This is a genomic window from Streptococcus sp. AM28-20, assembly GCF_003603595.1.
GTDB lineage: Bacteria > Bacillota > Bacilli > Lactobacillales > Streptococcaceae > Streptococcus > Streptococcus ilei.
On sequence record NZ_QTNK01000001.1, the window covers coordinates 95,920 to 116,494 of the forward strand.

Consider the following 20,575-nt stretch of genomic DNA (forward strand, 5'->3'; position numbering starts at 1 on the left):
GACTAGGCTTTTCCTAGCCGAGATTTTTTATGGAAGCATGGTATAATAAGGGAAGAAATTTGGAGTAAGTGGCTATGAAAGTATTAGTGATTGAAGACGAAGTAGATTTGAATCGTAGCATCGTTAAATTACTGAAAACCCAGCAGTATAGTGTTGATGCGGCCTATGATGGTCAGGAGGCCTTGGACTACATTCGTGTGTCCCAGTATGACGTGATTATTTCAGATATTATGATGCCGCAGCTAGATGGTTTGGGGGTATTGAGCTACTTGAGAAATCATCAGATTAAGACCCCAGTTCTGATGCTAACGGCTAAAGATAGCCTAGAAGACAAGGTAACAGGACTGGATGCTGGTGCAGACGACTACTTGGTCAAACCCTTTGAATTTGATGAATTACTGGCTCGGATTCGCGTCATGCTGAGACGAAATAATCGAGAAAACTTGACCAACCTGGTCCAATTTGGTGACTATTCCTTAGACCTGGCAAAAAAGACCATCCAACACAAGGGTGTTTTGGTTGACCTGACTTCCAAGGAGTATGAGTTACTAGAGTGTCTGGTGCGCCATCCCAATGTGGTTTTAAGTCGGGAACAGATTCGTGAGCATATTTGGGATTTTGATTATGTTGGAGAGTCTAATATCATTGATGTTTTAGTCAAGAATATCCGCAAAAAATTAGGTAATCCATCGATTATTCAGACAAAAAGGGGGATGGGCTATGTTTTCAAAAATGAAGAAGGACTCTAGGTCTCCCTCCATCGTTTCTAAGGTGACATTGTGGTATACCCTCTTTGTTTCTTTTCTCTTTGTTCTTATGTTTTGTGCTTCTTTTATCATTTCCGGAGCCTGGTCCAGCTATAGCTCACGTGGGGAACTGGAGCAGAAGACCATGGAAGTAGCTTCAGACCTTGAGGAATTTGAGCCCTTTGATGACGGCAATTATTTTGCACTCTACAATCAAAACATGAAGTTGGAGCAGGGTGCTCTGCCAAGTGGCTTTGATATCAATGCTGGCTTTGAGTCTGGGAAATTGTCGACGTATACCTCTTCCCAAGCAACCTATTATTATTTTGATGTCTATAATGAAAATGAGGGCAAATGGATACGGGGCGTGCGCCTTGCTTCTGGTCTAGGAAGAGAATTAAGTATCTTTCTTCTTTCCTTGGCCATTCTAGCTCCTCTGTCCATCCTTGGGATGGCCTGGGGTGGACGTCGGATCCTTCGTAAGGCCTTTCTGCCGATCAGAGAGGTGACCCAAATGGCAGAGGAAATTGCAGAGAGCGGAGACTACAGTAAGCGCGTGTCGACCGAGCATCAGAAGGATTATGTAGAAACGTCTCGTCTTACCAAGGTCTTTAATAATTTGATTTCTTCTGTTCAGTCGACTTTTGAGAAAGAAAAGCAATTCAACCAAAATGTATCCCATGAGTTGCGGACCCCTCTGTCAGTCATCGTTTCGGAGAGTGAGTTTGGCTCCAAATATGCAGATAACCTAGAGGAGACCAAGGAATCTTTGACGGTCATTCATCGGCAGGCTAAATTAATGAAATCGATGACCGAGCAGATCTTGGAAATATCCAAGACCCAACACCTGCAGTGGTCGGATTTAAAACCCGTTTGTCTATCAACCCTGGTGTCAGATTATTGTCAGGGACAGGAAAGAAAGTGGGGCGAAAGCCCCATAGCCTTTGAAGTGAGCATTCAGCCGGACCTCTGGATTCAGGGGGATGCTGTTTTGGTCACTCGGATGCTGGATAATCTATTGAGCAATGCAGTGAAATTTACCAAGACCAAGGTTGCCATCCACTTGGTGGCTAGTCCAGCTGGTGCTGTTCTCAAGGTAGCGGATGATGGGATTGGGATAGCGCCAGACCATTTGAGCAAGATTTGGGATCGCTTCTATCAGGTGGAGGATTCTCGGAACAAGGGCCTCAATAGTGGTATCGGACTTGGGTTGTCCTTTATTAAGGACATTGCAGACCTCCATCGAGCAGAGGTGAAAATCATCTCTGAAGAAGGAAAAGGAAGTCTCTTTCGTGTGACTTTCCCACAGATCCAGGACAAGACTTCTGTCTAAGACGGTTGATTGAGCTATCAGTATGGGTTGAAAAGGTAAAATAACAAAGTAAAATAATAAGGATAAAATGAGTCTAGTAAAACCGCTAGGCTCATTTTCTATTTTAGCTTTATGGAAAGGGAATCTTATGGTATGATAGCCTAAAAGGGACCTGTAATATGGAGGTCAAACTATGGAAAGAGAGACTCAAAAAGGAGAAGGGATGCTCGTATTGACAGACACAGATCCAGCTATTTCAAGAGGAGATCTTTTACAATTTGAGGAGTTTCTTAGAAAGAAATTGCCGGAAGCTATGAAGAATTTTTATCTCCAGTACAACGGTGGCCAGCCCCAAGTAAGGGGTGTCCACGATGAACATCATCTCTTTCCTTTTAATTCCTTTGACTCACTTGAGGAGATAAGGAAGTCTCTTACCTGGTTTGACGATGAGGCTGTGCCTGCTGGATTTAAGGCTACAGACCTTCTCCATTTTGCCTATGATCCTGGAACGGGTAACTATGCTCTTTCTCTAAGGGAAGAGGATTATGGCAAGGTGTATTTCTATGTTCTAGAAGAAACAGCTGAGTTGTATGGTCAATGGCCATCTTTTGAGGAATTTTTGAATTCCTTTGTTGAAGAGTGAGACTAAAAAGGAGAAGAGATGCGGAAACACCAAGAACTTTCACTAGAGCAGATCATCGAGCAGGTGCGCGTGGACAAGTTGGTATCAGATGATTTTTGCCTCTATGGCAAGGAGGATGGAGAACTAGCACTAGCTAGGTCCTATTGGGTATCAAATTATCCGGATGTCGTGGAAGACCGTGATATTTACCCTGCTGATGTAGTGGAGCAAGATCTCCAGTTAGTCTACTATGGAGAGCAGTTGATTGATGTTCTTTCGGTTGCACTTGAAGAAAAACCAGATGTAAGTTGCCAAGACTTGGTCGAGGCTTTGAATTATTATCAGCAGCATGATAGCTTTATGAAATTTGAAGATTAGCTAGGCCGATTAGAGAAATGGCATCCGATTGGAGGAAAGATAGTGATGAGAGAATATAAATTTGATATCCATAACGAGATGTATGTAGCAATTCCAGAGGAAAAGGAAAAGGTCTGCCTTGCTTTAAGTGATTCTTTAGAGGTTATCAATGAGGAGTTGACTCCGTCTTATAAAGCAAAACTCGATAATCTACTGGATCAATCATCAGTATGGTATCCAAAAGCTTTGGCAAAAATTCAGGAGGAATTTCCAGAACTAGCGCACGCCAGACTCCTATCCATTTTTATCTTGTCTGAACAGACGGACATAGACCTGATTTTTGGTTTGGAATTTGGACTGAAAGAGGACTCGGAGCATGGTAGAGGACTTAAATTCTCCCTCGATAGTTTTGAAATTTTAGAATATGGTATAGGCGAAGTAGCATACTACTAGGTGTAGTCGATGATAAGAGAAGTATGAGAAGATGGAGCAGGATATGGTTGAGAAAGAATGGCGTTTTTATTCATCAGAGGATGATAGGGAGTGGGTGATTTTATCCGATCGTGATAGAGCTGAAACAAAAGAGGATATCCACTCTGTTAATCAGAAAGACTCCGTCATGCGAATGTATCGAAGACCGGGGGACTTTATCTCAGTGTCTTTGCTGTCCGCTTCTTATGAAATAGACGATGTAACAGGGAAACTTGGACAAGAGCGAGATTTCTATTTAAAAATTGAATGCCTGCAAGATGGATGGGCCAGTATCAGTTCTCAAGTCTATAAAAAAGAGGAAGCAGTAACCTTAGCAAGCCTATTTATGGGACTCAGAAAAGATGCGGCTATCAAACTTTGGAAGTTAAAAAAATTGGGTGAAAATAACCTAGGAGATCGGATAGAGAAATGACAGTCAATATCAATGAATTAGTGAAGGAGCTTGGTTTTTGTGTGGTGCCTACAAAGGAGAAACCATTTCGTCTTGATGAGGTCCGTTTCAACCTTTTGGCATATTTAGAGGATTATTCTAAAATGGGATTTTCTTTTGTTAAAGCAGGTGACGAACTAGTCGAACTAAGGAAAAATCAGGAGAGCTATAGGCTTGTTGGCCAGTGTTTTTTAGGTGCTTTTGTAATTGGAGAAGAGGAGCAAATCTTTTTACTTTGCAATCAAGAAGGAAGGGAAGTTTTTAAAGAAGCGAGGATTTATGTCAACTCTTCCTTGCAAGCTTTTGTTTCCTCTTATTCACTTTTTCTATCAGGCATCTTTCTTTTGAAAGCAAAGTTTTATGAGATTGAGCAAGATGAAGTCGAAGAGATTGCAGCAAATTTGAAGAACCAAGTACTTGCCTTGGAGAAGCCCCTTGAACAAGAATTGCCTTTCTGGGAGCACATGGCCTATTTGATAGAAGACGATGGAATCGTTCTAAGAGATGATCTCTTTCATATCTTAAATAAAGAGCAGTAGGAATAGAATTAAATTAATTATGGAGAAAAAATTGCCCCAGATAAAGATTCGAGAGTGGAATGAAAAGCCACGAACAAAACTTCGATTTATTAAAATTGGTGATATTTTTTGCTATCAATTTTCGGAGGAACTGTTTGTATTTGGTCAAATCCTTGGAAAAGTGAACGTTGGTCATGTCATCCAATTTTTCGATTTCTTTCAAGCAAGGCCTACTATAACAGTTGAGGAGCTAATTCGTGCTCAATTTATGGGTAAGCCCATCATTGTAGATTCCTACACCTTGTTTGATCGAAGTCCAGTATGGTCTTGGCAGATAATTGGTCATCAAGCGGATTTTGATCCAAGCCCTTTTAAAGATTTAGCCTTTAAGTGGGGAGATCCAAATGGTCTTCACTTTGGGAAGGTCTGGCTAGATGGTAGGACAGAACCTAAGATTTTTTCTAGGGAAGAAGTTGAAGACCTAGACTGGGAAGCCTGTGTCGGAAGTATAGTTTATAACAGAATATTGGAAGAAGAACAGGACAAGCAAATGAAATAAAGGAGTTTGAGATGGACTATGTAGATGAGTTAACTTCAGGACGTACGCCCTTGGTAAAAAAAGTTGCGAAAAAAATTTTAAAGGGTAAACTAAAAGGATATGGACCATTTTTGCATCAAGCCTTGGAAGGCGAGATGGAAAAACCTAGATCGTGGGAATCACAAATGTATTTGCTCTACGCCATGGCTGCAACGGATTGCACAGAAGAAATTCCCTATCTCAAGTCATTACTGCCGAGAGACATCCCAACCCCTGTAACCTATCGCTCTCTAGCAGTAGCGATTGCTTATCTAGAAAATTTAGAAACAGAGAACTTGTCTTTTGTCTATGAGTCTTTGGAATCGAATAACCCATCTCAAGCTGCAGGTGCTTGTGCAGCGATATATCAGAGAAAGATTGTGCTGAAAGATGACGATTTTAACAAAATTATGTCTTATGTGACTCATCCTAAATATCTTGAGCATATTGGTCAAGTCATAAATCCATTTTTATTTATTTTAGCAGCATCTTATCTATATCCAGAACAGAATCGTCAGAAAATTGTAGACTTTTCCCGTCAGTTCGATATATCTATCGTCAAGGATATAATCAATGACGTTACAAAAGGAAAGGACGGCAGGAGGGTCAGTCTATTCTAAAATCTCCTTAAAGAGCGAAACAATAACTCTTAAAAACAAGACTTTTATTCATTTTAAAAAAAGGAGTTCATATTGTGAAATGGTTTGAAAAAGCAGTGGGCAGGGAAAAGATTATTCATCTGTTTGATGATGATTTGGAATTGAAGAATGTATTTCTTGATACTGTATTATGTTACGATTACAAATTAGATCTTGTCCTTTATGTATTTGATTTGCCAACTAATTTCCCTGAAAAGTGGCAGAAAAGTGCATTTAATGCTATAAAAATTAATTTAGAGTTTTTTAATTTAGATGCAATCCATTTTTATTCTAAGGGGATTCATAAGGTGAATGGTCAACTGGAACTGCTTTTTTTAGAGAATAAGGTTGAATTCAATTTTAAAAACCAAAATAATGTGATGTTATCAGGATCTTCTGACCTTATTAGAATTGCTGAGATTGGGCCAGTGAAGATTGATACTTAAAGATGAATTCCTAGCTTACTTGCGGAGATTCTGGATGATCAAACAATCCTCCATTGCTAGGAGGGACACCACGACTATGGGAAAATGGTCAAGAAAGGGAAATCTCTTTTGAGGAGAGTAAACAGTATGTATCCTAAAGGAGTTGGAATGCCTAACAGGTAGAAAAGCGAATCATTACATATTTAAAAAACTACAAACAACAGACTTTGACCTAAGGCTAAACCTTTCTACAAGAAAAAAACTACGAGACCACGAATATGAAGTTACAGTATTTTGAATTAGATAAGCCCTATATGGAAAATCAACAGAGGATTGAGGAGCTGATGGACTCAGCTGTGCTAACTTACGAGGAAGCTAGAATTAAGGACTATCGACAGAATTGGAAAGACCTGCGAAGAGCGTTCATATATGAATCCAAATGTATGACCTCTATGGTAGAGCGCCTCTTCAAACCAGTTGTGACCAAGGATTGTTGGAAAATCATCGTAGAATGTGTAGATACGATTAGCAATCCAGCTATCATGAACCTACTTGGTGTCTATACTATTCAGGTCTTATTTGATTTTTCTAGCTATAAAACCTTGAGTCCATTGGAACAGAAAAAGCTGCTCTTAGAGGCCTTGGTAAAAGGGGTAAAGTGCGTGTTTCAGGAGCTCTCCATTCCTTGCTCCTTGATAGAGGATGTAGTCAATGAAATAGAGAAAAACGATTATGAAAATAGCTGGGAGTGGAAAAGGAAAAAGATCCAATCCACGATCTTTTCCATCCAAGTGGAGCATCAGCTGGATAAAGTGGATTTGTTTTGGAAGATAGAGCATAAGGATAAGAGCATCCGTCAGTTGATTCAATCCTGCCCTGCTCACGAGATGGACTATGGGGCTAAGCTTGGTAAACTGGAAACAAAAGGGAACTTCCTTTATCTGTTGGATAAACAGAATGAGGTTGTGAGCAAGCTAGAGTTTGAAAACATAGCTGAACGAACCCAAAAAAACTAGCCATTGTCCATAAAATACTTGTCAATAGCAAGTAAGCAAGTATAGTAAGAAATGGCAATATAACAAAATAGAATACAAAAAATTAAGGGTCAAAAACTATGGTGAATAAATTAGCAAATGTTGCCGGTGGAGAAATTTTTGCAATTCCTTTGTTTTTATCTGATAGATCCGAATTAGCGCGATTTAAAAAGTCTGATTTTTTAGGAGAAGATAAAAAATTCGCTTATTGTAGAGTTATTAAGGATCTTGGCGGTGGAGGAATACTCATAGAGGTTTTTACTTTAATCAATGAATTGTCTCCTGAAATAGAAGACATCATCCAATCAGGAAGGTTATTTCCGCCAATTGCCATAAATGGTCTGGGAATATATAAAAAACGTTGGCCGAAAGTCGGACAAGAAGAGAAGTATGACTGCGAAATAGATTCTCATTTTTCTCAAATACAGTTACTTCTTCCTGCCTTACCGCATGAAAAGCCTAGATTATGGCAGAATGGTCAAGAATAGTTTATTTCTTTTGAGGAGAGCAAGGATTATGAAGAATGGACAGTTTGGCTTTCTTCTCATTTAGAAAAAAGAATTATTGAAAGTTTAAAAGCAAGAGGAATCAACATTTAGTTATGAAATCAGATATTTTTTTTAAATGACAGAATTGAGGTAGACTGGATGAATTGGGATGATGAGATTGAACGTCTTATAAAAAGTGATTTCTTTTTTAAAATGGGAGAAACTGAACAAATAGATCATGTTATCTTTATAAAAAACGTCAATGAAGCTTTTATAAATCCTACGGAAGAAGCTTTTGAGAATCTATATAAAAAAATGAATTGGCTTCCGTCGTCGCTGAGTGATAAAGATCCATTTTATGGGGATCTTAAGGTTCCAGAGGAACTTGTAGATTATAGGAAAAGAGTTAGTCAAATTATATTCCAAAAGGCAAGAGAGATGGATAAAAGCCTGTTTGTATCCAGAGCGCATGATTTTTCAAATGTTGCTAAAATGGGAATGGCCTTTGCTTTTAGACAATATTTAGTAGAAAAGTCCTTGTCGTTAGGGTCTTATTGGGAAAATATTGTTAACTTGTATTATATGGGACATTGGCCGATAGGGTATTTTGAAGGGATCCTGTTTGCTATTTAAGATAACATGATTGAAAGTAAATATAAAAGTATGAGGCTTTGCTAGAGATTTATTCTGACCTATCAATGTTTTTCATGAAGCAAGCACCCTTTAGCTAACGAGAGAGTGAGAACAATGAGTGACTTAAAAAAGAGATTATCCTTATTAAAAGTAGAAAAACGAATCAAGGGTTTGAAGGGAATAAAGGATGTTCATTTTCTGACCGATAAACCTAAAGAAATTGATTGGTATGCTGGGGAGTTGAATCCTATCGATTCTCCGATTCCTTGCCTTTATGAGTTTTCTGCCAATCTTACTACTAAAGATCTAAGTAGATCAATTCAAAGTCTTGTTGGCAATAGCAGTCGGTTTATCCTAGTTTTGTGGGAGTTTTCACCAGTTTACGTCTTGTTTCAAATGGAGTCTTTGGATGATTTTTTGCCCTCTTATTCTACTGAATTTTCTACCAGAGACTTGATGCTATTCTTTCAAGACCAGGAAAAAGTACTGGATCTCCATTTAGCGGAGGATAAAGTAGAAGTGAGAGTCTTGGAGAATAAATCTAAGAACCCGTAGATTCTATAATGTGAAAGCTTAACATTGAATTAGTCGATGAAAGAGGCAAAGAGGAAAGAATGCCATTCTTGGAGAGACAAATGGTAAAGGAAGATTCTAATGTGTGAAAAAGAATATTATTATTATGGCAATAGTGAGTTTATGTCAGGCCTAGGAGTTATTTATACAGAGTTTACTGGTCAGCGTGCAAGTCGACAAATTAACGTTTTGAATGGGCATTCTTATGCTTCTTCTTGCCTACAGGATTATGTTCCAGAAGTAGGTTTTCTACTCTATGATGGTCGAAAAGATGAGTTGGATCTATCAGACTCCATCAAGATTAGTCAAGAGGAATTTGAACGAATCTGGGCTCAGGCTGTCGCTAGCAGTCAGAATGATACGTAATCGTCAGTTGAAAATAGCCAATTATAATCCAAAAAGTGTGAGAGGAGTCCAATAATGATGCTTAATTTGTTGAAGGAATTTGTAGAAATCTATCACCTCAACAAGGGTTTGGGAGAGTTAGAATTTACCAGTGAAAGTCTCCATGTCGAAAAGTCAGATTTGTCTGGTCAATTGAAAGAGTTCTACCAACATTTGAACTTTAATGAAGAAGCTTATTTTAGAGGGGCTCCCTATGATCTTGCTCTGTTTCCTCTCTCCTCTTGTGAAGCTGCAGCAGAAGGATGGCAGGATCAAAGCTGGAAGGAAACTTATATAGTTTTTGCCCACTTGATGGGAGATGAAGTTATCTTTTGTGACCTCGAGAATAATCTCAGTCCAGTCTATGGGAGAATCCCAGGAGATTCTAAGCTCTATCATCTCAGTCCTTCTCTCTCTACTTTCTTAACTACTTATATGCTGATGAAAAAGCTAGAAATCACCAAGTTTGAGAACAATATCTATATTGATGAGGATTTATTAGACTATAAAGAGGGCTTCTTGGAGGAGATTATGGCTATCATTAACGAGCATATTCCTGAAGATTACCGAGAAGATTTTATAGCATTTATGCTTGGTTAGTGATAGAGGATAAAGGATGAAAATAAAAAATTATCTCAGAACATGCGAGGATTTAATTGTACAAGAAAGTGGGGCCTCAGCTCTTGAACTAGAAAAACTCAAAGCCAGACAGTTTCCGCAAGCACACTTGGATTTGCTCTCCATAACCAATGGCTTGGAATTTTATGGTGGCTATTATCGCTTGTTTGGGACGGATTCTACTCAAGCCATCACGCTGGACTCTTGGAATTCGGATAGGCTATGGAAAGATGTCTGGAGAGATTATGCATCAACCTACTATTTTTTTGGTATGTCTGCTATTGGAGATCAATTCGCTTATAGATTGAAGGATGGGAACATTCAAAGTCATCAAGTTTATTATTTAGATGGGATTACTATGGATGTCATCGATATCTACGATAGTTTTGAAGCATTTTTTGAGAGGGAATTTGTTCTGAAGGCTCAAGGTGGGATGGAATCTATTTTTGTTTCTGCTAGGGAGCGATTTGGAAATCTAGACCTCTCTACAAGCTGTATTTATTCTCCTTCCTTAATGATTGTGAATGATCCAAGCGTTGAGAATCTCATGCTTTTACCGACAAAGGATGTCATGACCATCAATGGCGATTTGCTTGTTCAATTATCTGATTCGGAGGAGTCGATTACGAAACTAGAGCAATATCTAGACGCTTCGGGTAGAGCCAGAGTCAAGGTTATCTTTGATCGAGATTGAGCAAGCAGGATAAAGTTTATATAGAAAAGAATACTCTTGAGATTCATGATTTTAGTTTTTGAGACAAGCGGTGCTGTAGTCTTCTTGTAAAAGTGTCATTGTAAAAATAGATAGGTTGAACAAAGAAACAGAAGCATGATATTCATGAAAAGAGGTGAACGATGACCAGTTTAGATAAATATTTAGAAATCATAAAAGAAGGATTTTCCGAAAGAGAGAATCTAATGGCAATGGAGCCTCTGCATTCTATAAAAGAGATTGCACCATTATTGGACAAAAAATTGACTTATAAAGAATTCATCGATATCAATCGCTTATTAAGACAAAAGTACATTGTTGAAACCCCAGAGGATATGCTGAAGGATGTGGATTTTAATCAGCTTTCGTTACCTAGCAATACGAAGGTGATTTACTTGATGGGAAGTAAATCTGATGTGCTAGACTTCTCAACATACGAACAAGTAGAAAAAATTTTATTAGTTGGTGCTAGAAGAGTAAGAAAGATTATCTTGCCCCAGAAAGATTGTGTAAAAGCTTTAGGGATTTCTTCTATGACAAATTTGGAAATGATAGAGAACATCTCTTTTCATACAGGTATGCGTTATCTGCACTTTGATTATGGTGTAAAGTTGCCGGACTTTGATTTTATAAGGGATTTAGATCAGTTGCTCTATCTTTCATTTACAGCAAATAAAAATTTACCAGAATTGGATTTTATCCAGCCATCTAGTGAGCTTCGTTTTTTAGATTTTGTCGATACGAATATTTTTAACTACGCATCAACAGTTAGCTACTTGAAGAGTCTGAAACATCTCCGATTTTTAACAACGGGAAGAACGAATCAAAAGCAAAGGGAACTTCTTAGAAGTGAGTTACCACATGTTTGCATGCGAGAGGGGTAAAAACATGTCTTCAATACAGGTTTTTTATAACCTATGTCTTCATTATAAACGAACCATTAGTCCCGTTGTCTAAGTAGGAGGAAACATGACTCATACGAATCTAGCAAAAGAAACCTTACTCCAGTTTATGCAGGCTATGTATTCTTGGGAAAGAAAAGCCACTAGGAACCTAAGAAACCAAGCCTATAAAGAGATGTTGAAGGATGAATTAGCTACTATTTTTAATCAGTTTTGTACATCAAAAAAACCACTCAGAGCAAGGGAAGTATCTTTATCTGTCCGGTTTCCGTTTGACTATAAATTAGAAACACATCCCATCGTTGATGAAGAGCATGACGGGAATCAAGCTTATATTTATATCAAGGAGAATCATTCTGGTATAGAAACTCTCTATCGTTTTCAAATGGTGTTTCAAAAGGGGAAATGGTGGATTGATAAGAAAGAATGGCTCGATGATGGGAAGTGGATCAATTCTTCCTTGTGACATACATGGATAATGTAGGAAAACAGAAAGAGATGAACCTCAAAAACACCGGTAGTTGAGTGTAAGAAATGAAATTTTAGAGGTCAATATGAATAAAACACTTTCAAATCAAAAAAGAAAACTAACAACTATCAAAAATAAAATACTGAAGGCCAGAGATTTTCACTTAGAGGCAGAAAACCTATCTAATACTGAGTCCATTTTAACAGCTCTAAAATCTGATAAGAAAAGCGTTCAAGTTAACTACGAAGAAAATGGTGAGATAAGATCATACCTGTATGATTATGTAGATATGATTGATTCTATAAGTCCGTATCCTCTAGTCTCTAACTTTATAGAAAGTAAAACATCAGAAACCTATCAATCTTTACTAAACGGCTGTTTTTGTTCTGTAATGGGTGATATGGCTTCTGCTAAATATTTAGCTAAAGGTGGCTCAAACTTTGATACAGATATTTGTTTGAATATCTTATTTGCCCTTGCCTATTTAGATGATGCTTATGTAGAGTTTTTAATTGATAAATTAGTCTATTTTAAAGAAGCTCAAGTTGAAAAAGGGAAGCAACCTATTTTCTTTTCATCCAGTAGTTTATTGCCTTTAGTCGTTTTTCTTTATGGAAATGGAGAGCATAATCGACTTGCTAGCCTACTGGAGAATGCTTATGATCCTAAATATAAACCATTGGACTCGAACCCTTATCATAATGTGAATGATGCCTATAAACAGGTTATGGAAACTATTTTTTCAGAGGATGTTGATGTTTTTAGAGAAACAATTTTATCCATGTGTGATTATCATTTAGCGAACACCAAAGATAGTCATTTAGTAGACTTCAATACCTTACTATGGCAGTATTTCCCAATTGAAATCTTAGTTTTACTAAAAGAACGTCAGAAAAGAGGCCTCCCAATCGACGGTCTTAGCCATCCCTTGCTTGATGACTTTTTACCCTATTTCATGGATGACTTTCAGATATCCGAGCAAAATAAGATGATACTTGGAACAATCTTAGAGTAGCAATGTAGAATACATGGAGAAGTCAATAGGAACAAAAGAATTTCAAATAAAAAAAGTAAACGAACAGCAATCAGCAAATACTAAAAGCCAGAGATTTTGCTCTTGATAATGAACAGCTTTCTGTAACAGAGGCTGCTTTAGATGCATTAAAAGCTGGTAAAAAGTATAGAAGTTACTGATAGGGGCAATGGTAAAACCAAAATCTAGAATTATTAATTGTAAAGGTAGATTAAGCTAGGAGAAAACGATGAATTATTATTTTATAATGGATGATAAATCCAATAAGACTTTTAATTTTGATGTTGAATATGGGCGAGTTGATTTTGAAATACAAAAAAAACCTTACGAAGAAGAATGGACTAAACCAATAGATTATATTTACAATCCAAATTGTCCTGATGTGATCTATTATAATTTTGTGAATAAAAAACAATACATAAATAAAATAAATTTTGATTATGATTATTATTGGTATTCCCATGGTTTTATCCTTTCTAAAAAGTTAGCAACCATTTTTAAACAATTCAAGATTCAAGGTCATGTTTGGAAAAAGCTTAAATTTACAGTGAATGGCGATGTCATGGAATCTCCTGACTTTTATCTATTAAAATTTAATACCTATACCAAAGATAATCCTGCTCCTGATTTTATTGATTATGAGAAAACAGAATCATTACCTTCTAAAACGATGTATACAGTTTCAAGAAAACTGGTCTTAAAAGAGGATGTTGACTATGATATTTTTAAGCCTGGAAGGGTTGAATTACTTGCAGCGGCTGGCTTTGTCGTTACGGAGGAAGTAAAAGAAGCCATCGAAACGAATCACTGTGGTCGAGGCATTCGTTTTTTACCGATTGAAACAGCTCAAGAAGAATATTGTAAGAATAGTTTTAAGGATTTTACTAGTTTATTAAAAAGAGCAAAGCCTAAATTACCCTAACATTAAGTATTCCTTTAAAAAATAAGACTCTAGTCTACATCATTCGAGATTTCAGGCAGAAAATATCAGAAGAAAATGCTTCTAAAAGGAGAGATAAGATATGAAGAAAACATACTTTGTTTATCAAGATAGTGGAGCGATAGAAAGGCAAAGTGACGGAGTTGAGTTCTGTAAAATACCGGAGTTTTGTGATGATCAGATCTATTTTTATTGCGATGAATATATGCTTTTTTGGACCTCCATTGAGGATGTAGGTAACATGAATAAAGCTAGGGATTTTAAATTAAAAGATAACATAGTACCAGCAACGCTAGAAGAGATTAGTGATGAAGGATTGATTGGCTACATAGATACAGTGAAACAATACAATATTGAGAATGGAAAAGTTGTAGGAATGATCTATATCCATTTAGACTCCTAGTAAACTGTAACGAACAACTCTTAACATCCTATGAAAGAGCAGGTAATGAAATGAAAGAGGCCAAAGAACTCTTCGTAAAAAATGGCTTTTCGCGACTAAAGCGAACCAATAACTATTATAAAATCAATCATGATTTTTACACGGTGATCTATTTTCAACGAAAATCAGATGGGACTGCCTATTTCGTTAATATTGGCATTCATCCCCTCTTTCTGGACTCGGGACTGTTAGAAGAAGTGGATTGTGCTCTAAGGACTCGATTAGGTTCTATCGATAATAGAAATGGCATGGATCAAGCTGAATTGGAAAATGCTGTCCAAGAGGCCATCGATTTTACTACTCAGTATTCATCGTATCCTACCGTATTTTCAAGCATAAATCCCGAGAAGGATCTTGAGAAGGATGGGTTGCTAAAAGAATTCTCTATCACCAAAGTGAACTTATGCAGATTGTATGTTGAGTATTATGATACCATCGATTCTGAGAAGGTAGCTTTAGATTTTGCAAACTATGGCTTATCCATTACACCTAAGATTGCCTCTGTACCTAAAAACTTCTTTAAAACCTATATTCGTTCGGGAGAAGTTTTAAAATAATATTACCAGTAATTTGAGATTAGGAAGGGATGATGGTCAAAGGGGAGAGTTTCTCAATAAAGTAAGTAATAGTCAAGAATGCTAGTCTAAACCTGTTCAGTAAAGGATGTGTCGCAAAAATTGGGGGAAAAGTTGAAAAGTAGAGATAATTTTCATAGACACTATTTAGTATTGTGGAACCTAATGATGTCCATAGAAAGTAATGTTGTAACCAGTGAAGAGGCTGAGTTTCTATATCCTTTTGATATGAGTAAAAAGGAAGATGTCCTTAAAGTATTTGATGCATTTGTGAAAGAGGATTTCTTGAGCCTAGAAGAAGAGAAGCAGAAGCAAGTGCTTGAGACCATTGAGGATGTTATACGGGCTGGAGATAAAGTGGTTGAGCATTTTTTTGAATATGAATTTGGTTTTGCTTCAAAAGAGCCAAGAAATAAAGTTGCCTTTCTAGAATTGGTTAAGGATATATTAGTCTCTTATTTGTCCATCTCAGACTAGTCATCTATTTTCCTTTGAATTTTAAGAATGAAATTTATGGACTTCGAGGTCGCGTATTTTAAGAGTAGTTGACAGCCTCAACCCAAGACTTAGCTGAGTGAGGATGATCTATTTAAGGTTTATAATCCTCACATGGGAAGAGTACTTACGCAAAATAGCGGATAGGCAAGAAAGAATGGTTTGATGATTCTAAAAGGAGAAATAAGAGATGAAAAACTATTTACTGGATGAAAGGATATTTCAGTATCCTGAATCGTTTAAAAAATTGATCGAACTCAATTTAGTTGATTTTGATATTTGGTATCTGTTAGATTCAGAATGGGCCCTGTCTTTGTATGAGGGATTGCAGGAAAGGTACCCAACCCGAAAGTTGATTCCATTTGCTAAAAGAGGAGATTGTGATGATACAGCTTGTTTTGAAATAGGAAAGGGCAATAAGGTCCAACTCATTCATGATTTTGCTACCGAAGGATGGGAGCAACGAAAAGAGTTTAACGATTTTTGGGAATGGGTGGAATATGCGGTAAAATGCATGATAGAGTATAACAAAGAGGATGGGATTGAATAATCGTAATCTCTTTTCTAGGGACGAAGGAACTCGTCTCTAATGATTTACAAGGCAAGGAGAACAAATGGAAATGATCCCCCAATTATTAAATGAGATTGAAAAATGTCTCCAACAGTTAGATCATCCTTGTTTAGACCATCTTAATTCGGGAATATCTTCTCAAAAAATTCAAGAATTGTTTGAGGAAATCCCATTGCAGCCAACTCAGGACTTGCGTGCCCTTTATACTTGGAGAAACGGATCAAAAGATTGTGAGGGAATCACACTCGGTGAGCTGGCATTTTTTCCTGGTTTCTATTTGATGTCTCTGGAAGAAAGTATCCAGACCTATCAGGAGTTGAGGAAGACTTCTACTTGGAATCAATGCTGGTTTCCAATTTTTGCCAGCGGAGGGGGAGATTTTTATGCCATGAATCTAGCTTCAGAAGCTCAGGGGCATATACTTGGTTTCTACGTGTATGAAGAGGATCCTCAGGTAGAATACCAGTCATTAGAATCTATGCTCATAGCTCTTAAAAACTGTTTTGAACAAGGTATTATTTTCCGGAATGAACAAGGCTACTTGGATATGGATTATAGGAAGCATGCTGAGATAGCACATGAGTTAAATCCAGATCTGCAGATATGGCTGGAATTCTTAAAGGAGACGTAAGAGGAATGACCAAGGAGAAAAAATGGCAGTAGTTACTGTATTAAAAAAGATCATTAGACTCTATGAGGAAACAACGTTTATCCCCCAATCGGTGAGTTTTTCAGATACAAAATTAAGTACCCAGTCTTTCAATTTGACAGGAGAATTACTTGATTACTATCAACATATAGTGTTCAAAGAGGATTTATCTTTTGCCAATCAAAATTTTAATATCATTTTGTTGCCATTAGATTCTCCTACCAGGACAGTCGAATGTTGGGCCTTACAAGATGTTCTTCAGTTTAGTGAAGGGCAATACCAGATATTCGCTACTACAGATACAGACGATATTCTTTTCTGTGATATGCAAGATGAAAGTTCTCCAGTTTACGCGGGCAGGCCTGGAGATCCTATTTTCTACAAACTCAGCGATAGTTTGACGGAGTTTTTGGAGTTCTATTTCGCTTTTTCAAATTTTTGGGGCCAAAGAGAAGATGTCCCTCTGGAGGAATTTATTGCTGGGACAGGTGACTTAATAGAGCACTACCTTTCCCCAGACGTCCAAGCGACAGCGAAAGAATTTCTATTAAGGTAAGAGTGAGCTGAGATAGATTTGCAATTAAAGCCCTTCTCTATAACAAAAAATGAACTGGATAGGAGAAAAGAAATGAATGTTAAAGAACTAATTGAAGAGGTTGAAAATGATGTTGATTTAGCATCCTATATCAGTCTTGTACCCAAAAAGAATAAGAAGACCCAAGCTGTCTATCTCGAATCACTGAATCATCTGGCCTATTTACTTTATCTGGATGGTCAAGAGGAAACGGCTAAGGAATTATTAGATAGGATCATACAGGTTCCATTTGAAGGGAATTTTAACACCTGGACCTTTATTGATAGCTCTCTGGTTTTATTGGCTTATCTGGAAAGAGAGGTAGAAAATCAGGTATTCGTCTATAAAAAACTCCTTTTGTCTCCGTTAGAACAAGGGGAGGAATCAACTCAAAAAATTAGAAGGAGAGTTCATCAGAGATTTTTGAATGGCGATAGCCTGGAGCAAAAGCTTGCAAAAATCGAAAAGGCTCCAAGCCCTGAATCAGAAATGGAACGTCGTCTGCTATACTTGGCAGATTTGTTGAAGATTCACCTCTTTATTACTGAGTCAACTTGTGAAGAGATAGATATTCAGACAAAAATCGAAGAGAATATGGAGATACTAAAGAAGTATATCAAGGAGCATGAAATTTATAGCCTCTTTCCTTTTAAGGGATAAGGTGAGCTAGCAATCTTGGATTTTTATACTCTTCGAAAATCAAATTCAAACCACGTCAGCTTCGCCTTGCCGTACTCAAGTACAGCCTGCGGCTAGCTTCCTAGTTTGCTCTTTGATTTTCATTGAGTATTAGAAAGAGTAGAAAATGGAAATCAAAAATCACTTTGGCGTCTATGGCGTTTGCTTTGAAAATGGAAAATTACTCTGCATTGAGAAAACGAGAGGACCTTATCAGTATCGTTTTGATTTACCGGGTGGTAGTCAGGAAATCGGTGAGGGACTGACAGAAACTCTCAATAGAGAAGTTTTGGAAGAGACAGGATATGCTCTTAGCGATTATTCAAACCCTAGAATCTATGATGTGTTGGTTCAAGAAGAAGGGCAAGACTTCGCAGTACACCATCTCATGGCCTTTTATGATATCGTACTCGATTTCGAACGCTCTCAACAAACCCTTCCTCAGAAGGTTCTTGATGGAAGCAATGATTCAGCAAATGCAATTTGGTTGAATTTGGAAGAAGTTACTGCAGACAATGCTTCGCCTTTAGTATTGAAGGCCAAGGCAGAGTTACGAGGATTTCCAGAATTGGATAAGACTTCTTACATGAATTGGAAGGTAAAGAAGGGGAATTATGGAACTATTTAAAACATGGAAGAAAAATATGGTTCTCTATGGTCTTAAATCTCAAATCGGAACTGTCTACCGAAACAGTGATAGGACAACAAGTTTTTATGATGTTGGGAATTTTCTATACCTAGCAGGGGAGCTAAATTTTAGATTTTGGGAAGATTTTGTTAGGAAATATGGTTTAGATTATAAGATTATTATTTCAGAAAATACCAATTGGCAAGATTTTCTGCATCAGAAAGTGGAGCTAATTTCTTTTACTCGTTATTCTTTTAAAGATAAGGCAAATTTTCAAGTTGAATTTCTAAATGATCTAGTTAGTCAGTTAGAGGAAGATTACAATATTATGCCTATTGATAATCATATTTATGACAGCTTTTCTGAGGAAGAATGGTCACAAGATTTGCAAGGGGATTTTGAATCCTATCAGGATTTTGCTTTAAAAGGTGGATTTGGTTTTGTGATTCTTAAAAATAAAGAACTGATTGCTGGGATTTCCTCAGGGTTAGTTTACCAAGGTGCAGTTGAAGTGGAAGTTGCAACTAGACCAAACGAACAAGGAAATGGATTTGCTAAAAAGCTTGGTGCTGCAATGATTCTAGAAAGTATAAATAGAAATATGTTTCCTCTTTGGGATGCTCATAACGAGGCTTCCAAAAAAGTAGCAGAATTTTTAGGATATGAGTTAGTTGAACCTTATGAAGCCTTTGAACTAGAGGAAAGTGTCGTATAATGATATCTGATATTGTATCTTATAAGACGAGGTGAATGGACATGCAAAATCAACTGGCTCTTAGTGGAGAAAAAATTATTGAAAAAGTTTATCCTCAACTATTTCACCACATTGGTATGATTCGTGGGGAATACTTGCTAAGAGAGCTCAATCAAAACATCCTATTACCAAATTGTCGGCAATTTGTGAAAGATTATCTAGACACTATTTGTCATTTGTACGCAGATGAAGAAGTCTGGTATCGCTTTTCAGAGTTAACAAATGCAGAAGCAAATAGTCTAGACGGGACTAAAGAGTATTTTGACGAACGCCACCCCTTATTTGGATACAGAGGTATCAGGCGTTTGTTGGCGTGTCCAGATGAATTTCAGGCTGAGACAAATGTTGTTACAGAAGTTTTTCAAACCAATCCCAATCTGTCTGTTATTTTTCCTTTTGTCAATGATGCCGAACAATTAAAACAAGCTATTACAGTATTGCGTCAGTATGGTTTTACCGGGAAAGTCGGCACGATGATTGAATTACCATCAGCTTATTTCGACTTGGACAGGATACTGGAAACGGGTATTTCAAAGATTGTAGTTGGAATGAATGATTTAACTTCTTTTATTTTTGCGACTGTGAGAAACAGTCAATGGCATGATATGGAAAGTCCAATTATGTTAGATATGTTGAGACAGATGCAGGATAAAGCAAGGATGAAAAAGATTGATTTTGCTGTAGCAGGCTATCTGAATACTTCTTTCATACAAAAAATGAATCAGATGGGTATCGAATGTATTCTCCATTACAGCTCTATTCCAGAGATTTTTGATTTAGAAATTGACCATCCAGACCATCTTAAACATATAAAAGAAGAAAGTAAAAAATTACAAAGGAGAACCCATGACACCGCAAGAAATGTGGAAAGCCTACAAGCAAATCAACCCTTCTATCGGAGATGAAATCGATGCTTGGGCTTTTGGAGTGGAAGCAGATCTCTTGGCAGATTTGGTACTAAGAGGCGAAAAGACAGCAACAGCCTCAGCCTACGACCTCTACGCACTAGAGGACGAACCCCTTCCCCAAGAAGGGACCTTTGATATTATTTTAGACAGCCGAAATCAGGCTGTCTGCATTGTCGAAATTACCAAGGTTTCTGTTCAGCCCTTCCATCAAGTGTCTGCTGACCATGCCTTCAAGGAAGGTGAAGGAGACAAATCTCTGACCTATTGGCGTCAGGTTCATGAGGAGTTTTTCACGGAGTGGCTGGAGGAAGCGGGGTTGACTTTTACCCCTGACAGCAAGGTGGTTTTAGAGGAATTTCGCAAGGTTTATCCATTGTAGAACGAGGCTGGGCAAAAAC

General features: G+C 37.5%; 32 protein-coding genes. All 32 read left to right on the plus strand.

The annotated features are described in order from the left end of the window. Window positions 1-74 precede the first annotated feature (74 nt). The gene (locus DW738_RS00530) at window positions 75-749 is read left to right on the plus strand and encodes a response regulator transcription factor (protein ID WP_003006182.1); all 675 of its coding nucleotides are present in this window, start codon (window positions 75-77) and stop codon (window positions 747-749) included. Next, window positions 721-2,079, plus strand: a complete 1,359-nt coding sequence (locus DW738_RS00535; protein ID WP_123160028.1) for a HAMP domain-containing sensor histidine kinase — start codon at window positions 721-723, stop codon at window positions 2,077-2,079. The genes DW738_RS00530 and DW738_RS00535 overlap by 29 nt, the downstream gene beginning before the upstream one ends. Window positions 2,080-2,251: 172 nt before the next feature. Further along, window positions 2,252-2,701 carry an SMI1/KNR4 family protein gene (locus tag DW738_RS00540; RefSeq protein ID WP_123160029.1) on the plus strand — a complete coding sequence of 150 codons (450 nt, stop codon included), beginning with the start codon at window positions 2,252-2,254 and terminating at the stop codon, window positions 2,699-2,701. 18 nt (window positions 2,702-2,719) lie between these two features. Further along, a complete protein-coding gene (locus DW738_RS00545; RefSeq protein WP_123160030.1) occupies window positions 2,720-3,058 on the plus strand; it encodes a hypothetical protein in 339 nt (112 codons plus the stop codon). 45 nt (window positions 3,059-3,103) lie between these two features. Continuing rightward, complete coding sequence (locus tag DW738_RS00550) at window positions 3,104-3,490, plus strand: hypothetical protein (RefSeq protein ID WP_123160031.1); 387 nt, start codon at window positions 3,104-3,106, stop codon at window positions 3,488-3,490. Window positions 3,491-3,533: 43 nt separating this feature from the next. Next, window positions 3,534-3,941, plus strand: a complete 408-nt coding sequence (locus DW738_RS00555) for a hypothetical protein (RefSeq protein WP_123160032.1) — start codon at window positions 3,534-3,536, stop codon at window positions 3,939-3,941. Continuing rightward, a complete protein-coding gene (locus DW738_RS00560) occupies window positions 3,938-4,498 on the plus strand; it encodes an immunity protein (protein WP_123160033.1) in 561 nt (186 codons plus the stop codon). Before DW738_RS00555 ends, DW738_RS00560 begins: the two co-directional genes overlap by 4 nt. A gap of 31 nt (window positions 4,499-4,529) precedes the next feature. After that, window positions 4,530-5,036 (plus strand): Imm26 family immunity protein, encoded by a 507-nt coding sequence (locus tag DW738_RS00565; RefSeq protein ID WP_243634239.1) that lies wholly within the window; start codon window positions 4,530-4,532, stop codon window positions 5,034-5,036. Between the two features lie 11 nt (window positions 5,037-5,047). After that, window positions 5,048-5,674 (plus strand): hypothetical protein, encoded by a 627-nt coding sequence (locus DW738_RS00570; protein ID WP_123160035.1) that lies wholly within the window; start codon window positions 5,048-5,050, stop codon window positions 5,672-5,674. Between the two features lie 74 nt (window positions 5,675-5,748). Next, a complete protein-coding gene (locus DW738_RS00575; RefSeq protein WP_123160036.1) occupies window positions 5,749-6,138 on the plus strand; it encodes an Imm50 family immunity protein in 390 nt (129 codons plus the stop codon). A gap of 422 nt (window positions 6,139-6,560) precedes the next feature. Next, window positions 6,561-7,133 carry a hypothetical protein gene (locus DW738_RS00580; protein WP_243634240.1) on the plus strand — a complete coding sequence of 191 codons (573 nt, stop codon included), beginning with the start codon at window positions 6,561-6,563 and terminating at the stop codon, window positions 7,131-7,133. Between the two features lie 98 nt (window positions 7,134-7,231). Continuing rightward, window positions 7,232-7,639, plus strand: coding sequence for an Imm26 family immunity protein (locus DW738_RS00585; RefSeq protein WP_123160038.1), 408 nt, complete (start codon window positions 7,232-7,234; stop codon window positions 7,637-7,639). A 159-nt stretch (window positions 7,640-7,798) separates the two neighbouring features. After that, complete coding sequence (locus DW738_RS00590; RefSeq protein WP_123160039.1) at window positions 7,799-8,272, plus strand: hypothetical protein; 474 nt, start codon at window positions 7,799-7,801, stop codon at window positions 8,270-8,272. 114 nt (window positions 8,273-8,386) lie between these two features. Beyond that, complete coding sequence (locus DW738_RS00595; RefSeq protein ID WP_123160040.1) at window positions 8,387-8,827, plus strand: hypothetical protein; 441 nt, start codon at window positions 8,387-8,389, stop codon at window positions 8,825-8,827. A 99-nt stretch (window positions 8,828-8,926) separates the two neighbouring features. Beyond that, the gene (locus DW738_RS00600) at window positions 8,927-9,211 is read left to right on the plus strand and encodes a hypothetical protein (RefSeq protein WP_123160041.1); all 285 of its coding nucleotides are present in this window, start codon (window positions 8,927-8,929) and stop codon (window positions 9,209-9,211) included. 54 nt (window positions 9,212-9,265) lie between these two features. After that, window positions 9,266-9,829: a hypothetical protein gene (locus DW738_RS00605; protein ID WP_123160042.1), complete on the plus strand. Its 564-nt coding sequence runs from the start codon at window positions 9,266-9,268 to the stop codon at window positions 9,827-9,829. A 16-nt stretch (window positions 9,830-9,845) separates the two neighbouring features. After that, window positions 9,846-10,541 (plus strand): SMI1/KNR4 family protein, encoded by a 696-nt coding sequence (locus tag DW738_RS00610; RefSeq protein WP_123160043.1) that lies wholly within the window; start codon window positions 9,846-9,848, stop codon window positions 10,539-10,541. A 161-nt stretch (window positions 10,542-10,702) separates the two neighbouring features. Continuing rightward, window positions 10,703-11,443 (plus strand): hypothetical protein, encoded by a 741-nt coding sequence (locus DW738_RS00615; RefSeq protein ID WP_123160044.1) that lies wholly within the window; start codon window positions 10,703-10,705, stop codon window positions 11,441-11,443. 85 nt (window positions 11,444-11,528) lie between these two features. Further along, window positions 11,529-11,927: an NTF2 fold immunity protein gene (locus DW738_RS00620; protein ID WP_123160045.1), complete on the plus strand. Its 399-nt coding sequence runs from the start codon at window positions 11,529-11,531 to the stop codon at window positions 11,925-11,927. A gap of 88 nt (window positions 11,928-12,015) precedes the next feature. Then, entirely contained in the window at window positions 12,016-12,945 is a 930-nt protein-coding gene (locus DW738_RS00625) for a hypothetical protein (RefSeq protein ID WP_123160046.1), read from the plus strand. A 247-nt stretch (window positions 12,946-13,192) separates the two neighbouring features. After that, complete coding sequence (locus DW738_RS00630; protein ID WP_023022576.1) at window positions 13,193-13,885, plus strand: Imm43 family immunity protein; 693 nt, start codon at window positions 13,193-13,195, stop codon at window positions 13,883-13,885. A 100-nt stretch (window positions 13,886-13,985) separates the two neighbouring features. Beyond that, window positions 13,986-14,306, plus strand: a complete 321-nt coding sequence (locus tag DW738_RS00635; RefSeq protein WP_023022578.1) for a hypothetical protein — start codon at window positions 13,986-13,988, stop codon at window positions 14,304-14,306. 50 nt (window positions 14,307-14,356) lie between these two features. Continuing rightward, window positions 14,357-14,902 (plus strand): DUF4304 domain-containing protein, encoded by a 546-nt coding sequence (locus DW738_RS00640; protein WP_023022580.1) that lies wholly within the window; start codon window positions 14,357-14,359, stop codon window positions 14,900-14,902. Window positions 14,903-15,034: 132 nt separating this feature from the next. Beyond that, window positions 15,035-15,397, plus strand: coding sequence for a hypothetical protein (locus DW738_RS00645; RefSeq protein WP_224781601.1), 363 nt, complete (start codon window positions 15,035-15,037; stop codon window positions 15,395-15,397). A 208-nt stretch (window positions 15,398-15,605) separates the two neighbouring features. Beyond that, window positions 15,606-15,965, plus strand: a complete 360-nt coding sequence (locus tag DW738_RS00650; RefSeq protein ID WP_023022583.1) for a hypothetical protein — start codon at window positions 15,606-15,608, stop codon at window positions 15,963-15,965. A gap of 64 nt (window positions 15,966-16,029) precedes the next feature. Next, window positions 16,030-16,617 (plus strand): SMI1/KNR4 family protein, encoded by a 588-nt coding sequence (locus tag DW738_RS00655; RefSeq protein ID WP_023022585.1) that lies wholly within the window; start codon window positions 16,030-16,032, stop codon window positions 16,615-16,617. A gap of 22 nt (window positions 16,618-16,639) precedes the next feature. Beyond that, window positions 16,640-17,191, plus strand: coding sequence for a hypothetical protein (locus DW738_RS00660; protein WP_023022587.1), 552 nt, complete (start codon window positions 16,640-16,642; stop codon window positions 17,189-17,191). Window positions 17,192-17,263: 72 nt separating this feature from the next. Continuing rightward, window positions 17,264-17,869, plus strand: a complete 606-nt coding sequence (locus tag DW738_RS00665) for a DUF6707 family protein (RefSeq protein WP_023022589.1) — start codon at window positions 17,264-17,266, stop codon at window positions 17,867-17,869. A gap of 145 nt (window positions 17,870-18,014) precedes the next feature. Further along, window positions 18,015-18,515 carry an NUDIX hydrolase gene (locus tag DW738_RS00675; RefSeq protein WP_023022591.1) on the plus strand — a complete coding sequence of 167 codons (501 nt, stop codon included), beginning with the start codon at window positions 18,015-18,017 and terminating at the stop codon, window positions 18,513-18,515. After that, on the plus strand, window positions 18,502-19,230 hold the full coding sequence (locus tag DW738_RS00680; protein WP_023022592.1) for a GNAT family N-acetyltransferase: 729 nt from the start codon (window positions 18,502-18,504) through the stop codon (window positions 19,228-19,230). The genes DW738_RS00675 and DW738_RS00680 overlap by 14 nt, the downstream gene beginning before the upstream one ends. A gap of 41 nt (window positions 19,231-19,271) precedes the next feature. Continuing rightward, window positions 19,272-20,174, plus strand: coding sequence for a putative PEP-binding protein (locus tag DW738_RS00685; RefSeq protein ID WP_123160047.1), 903 nt, complete (start codon window positions 19,272-19,274; stop codon window positions 20,172-20,174). Continuing rightward, entirely contained in the window at window positions 20,116-20,556 is a 441-nt protein-coding gene (locus DW738_RS00690; protein WP_123160048.1) for an ASCH domain-containing protein, read from the plus strand. The genes DW738_RS00685 and DW738_RS00690 overlap by 59 nt, the downstream gene beginning before the upstream one ends. The last annotated feature ends 19 nt before the right edge of the window (window positions 20,557-20,575 follow it).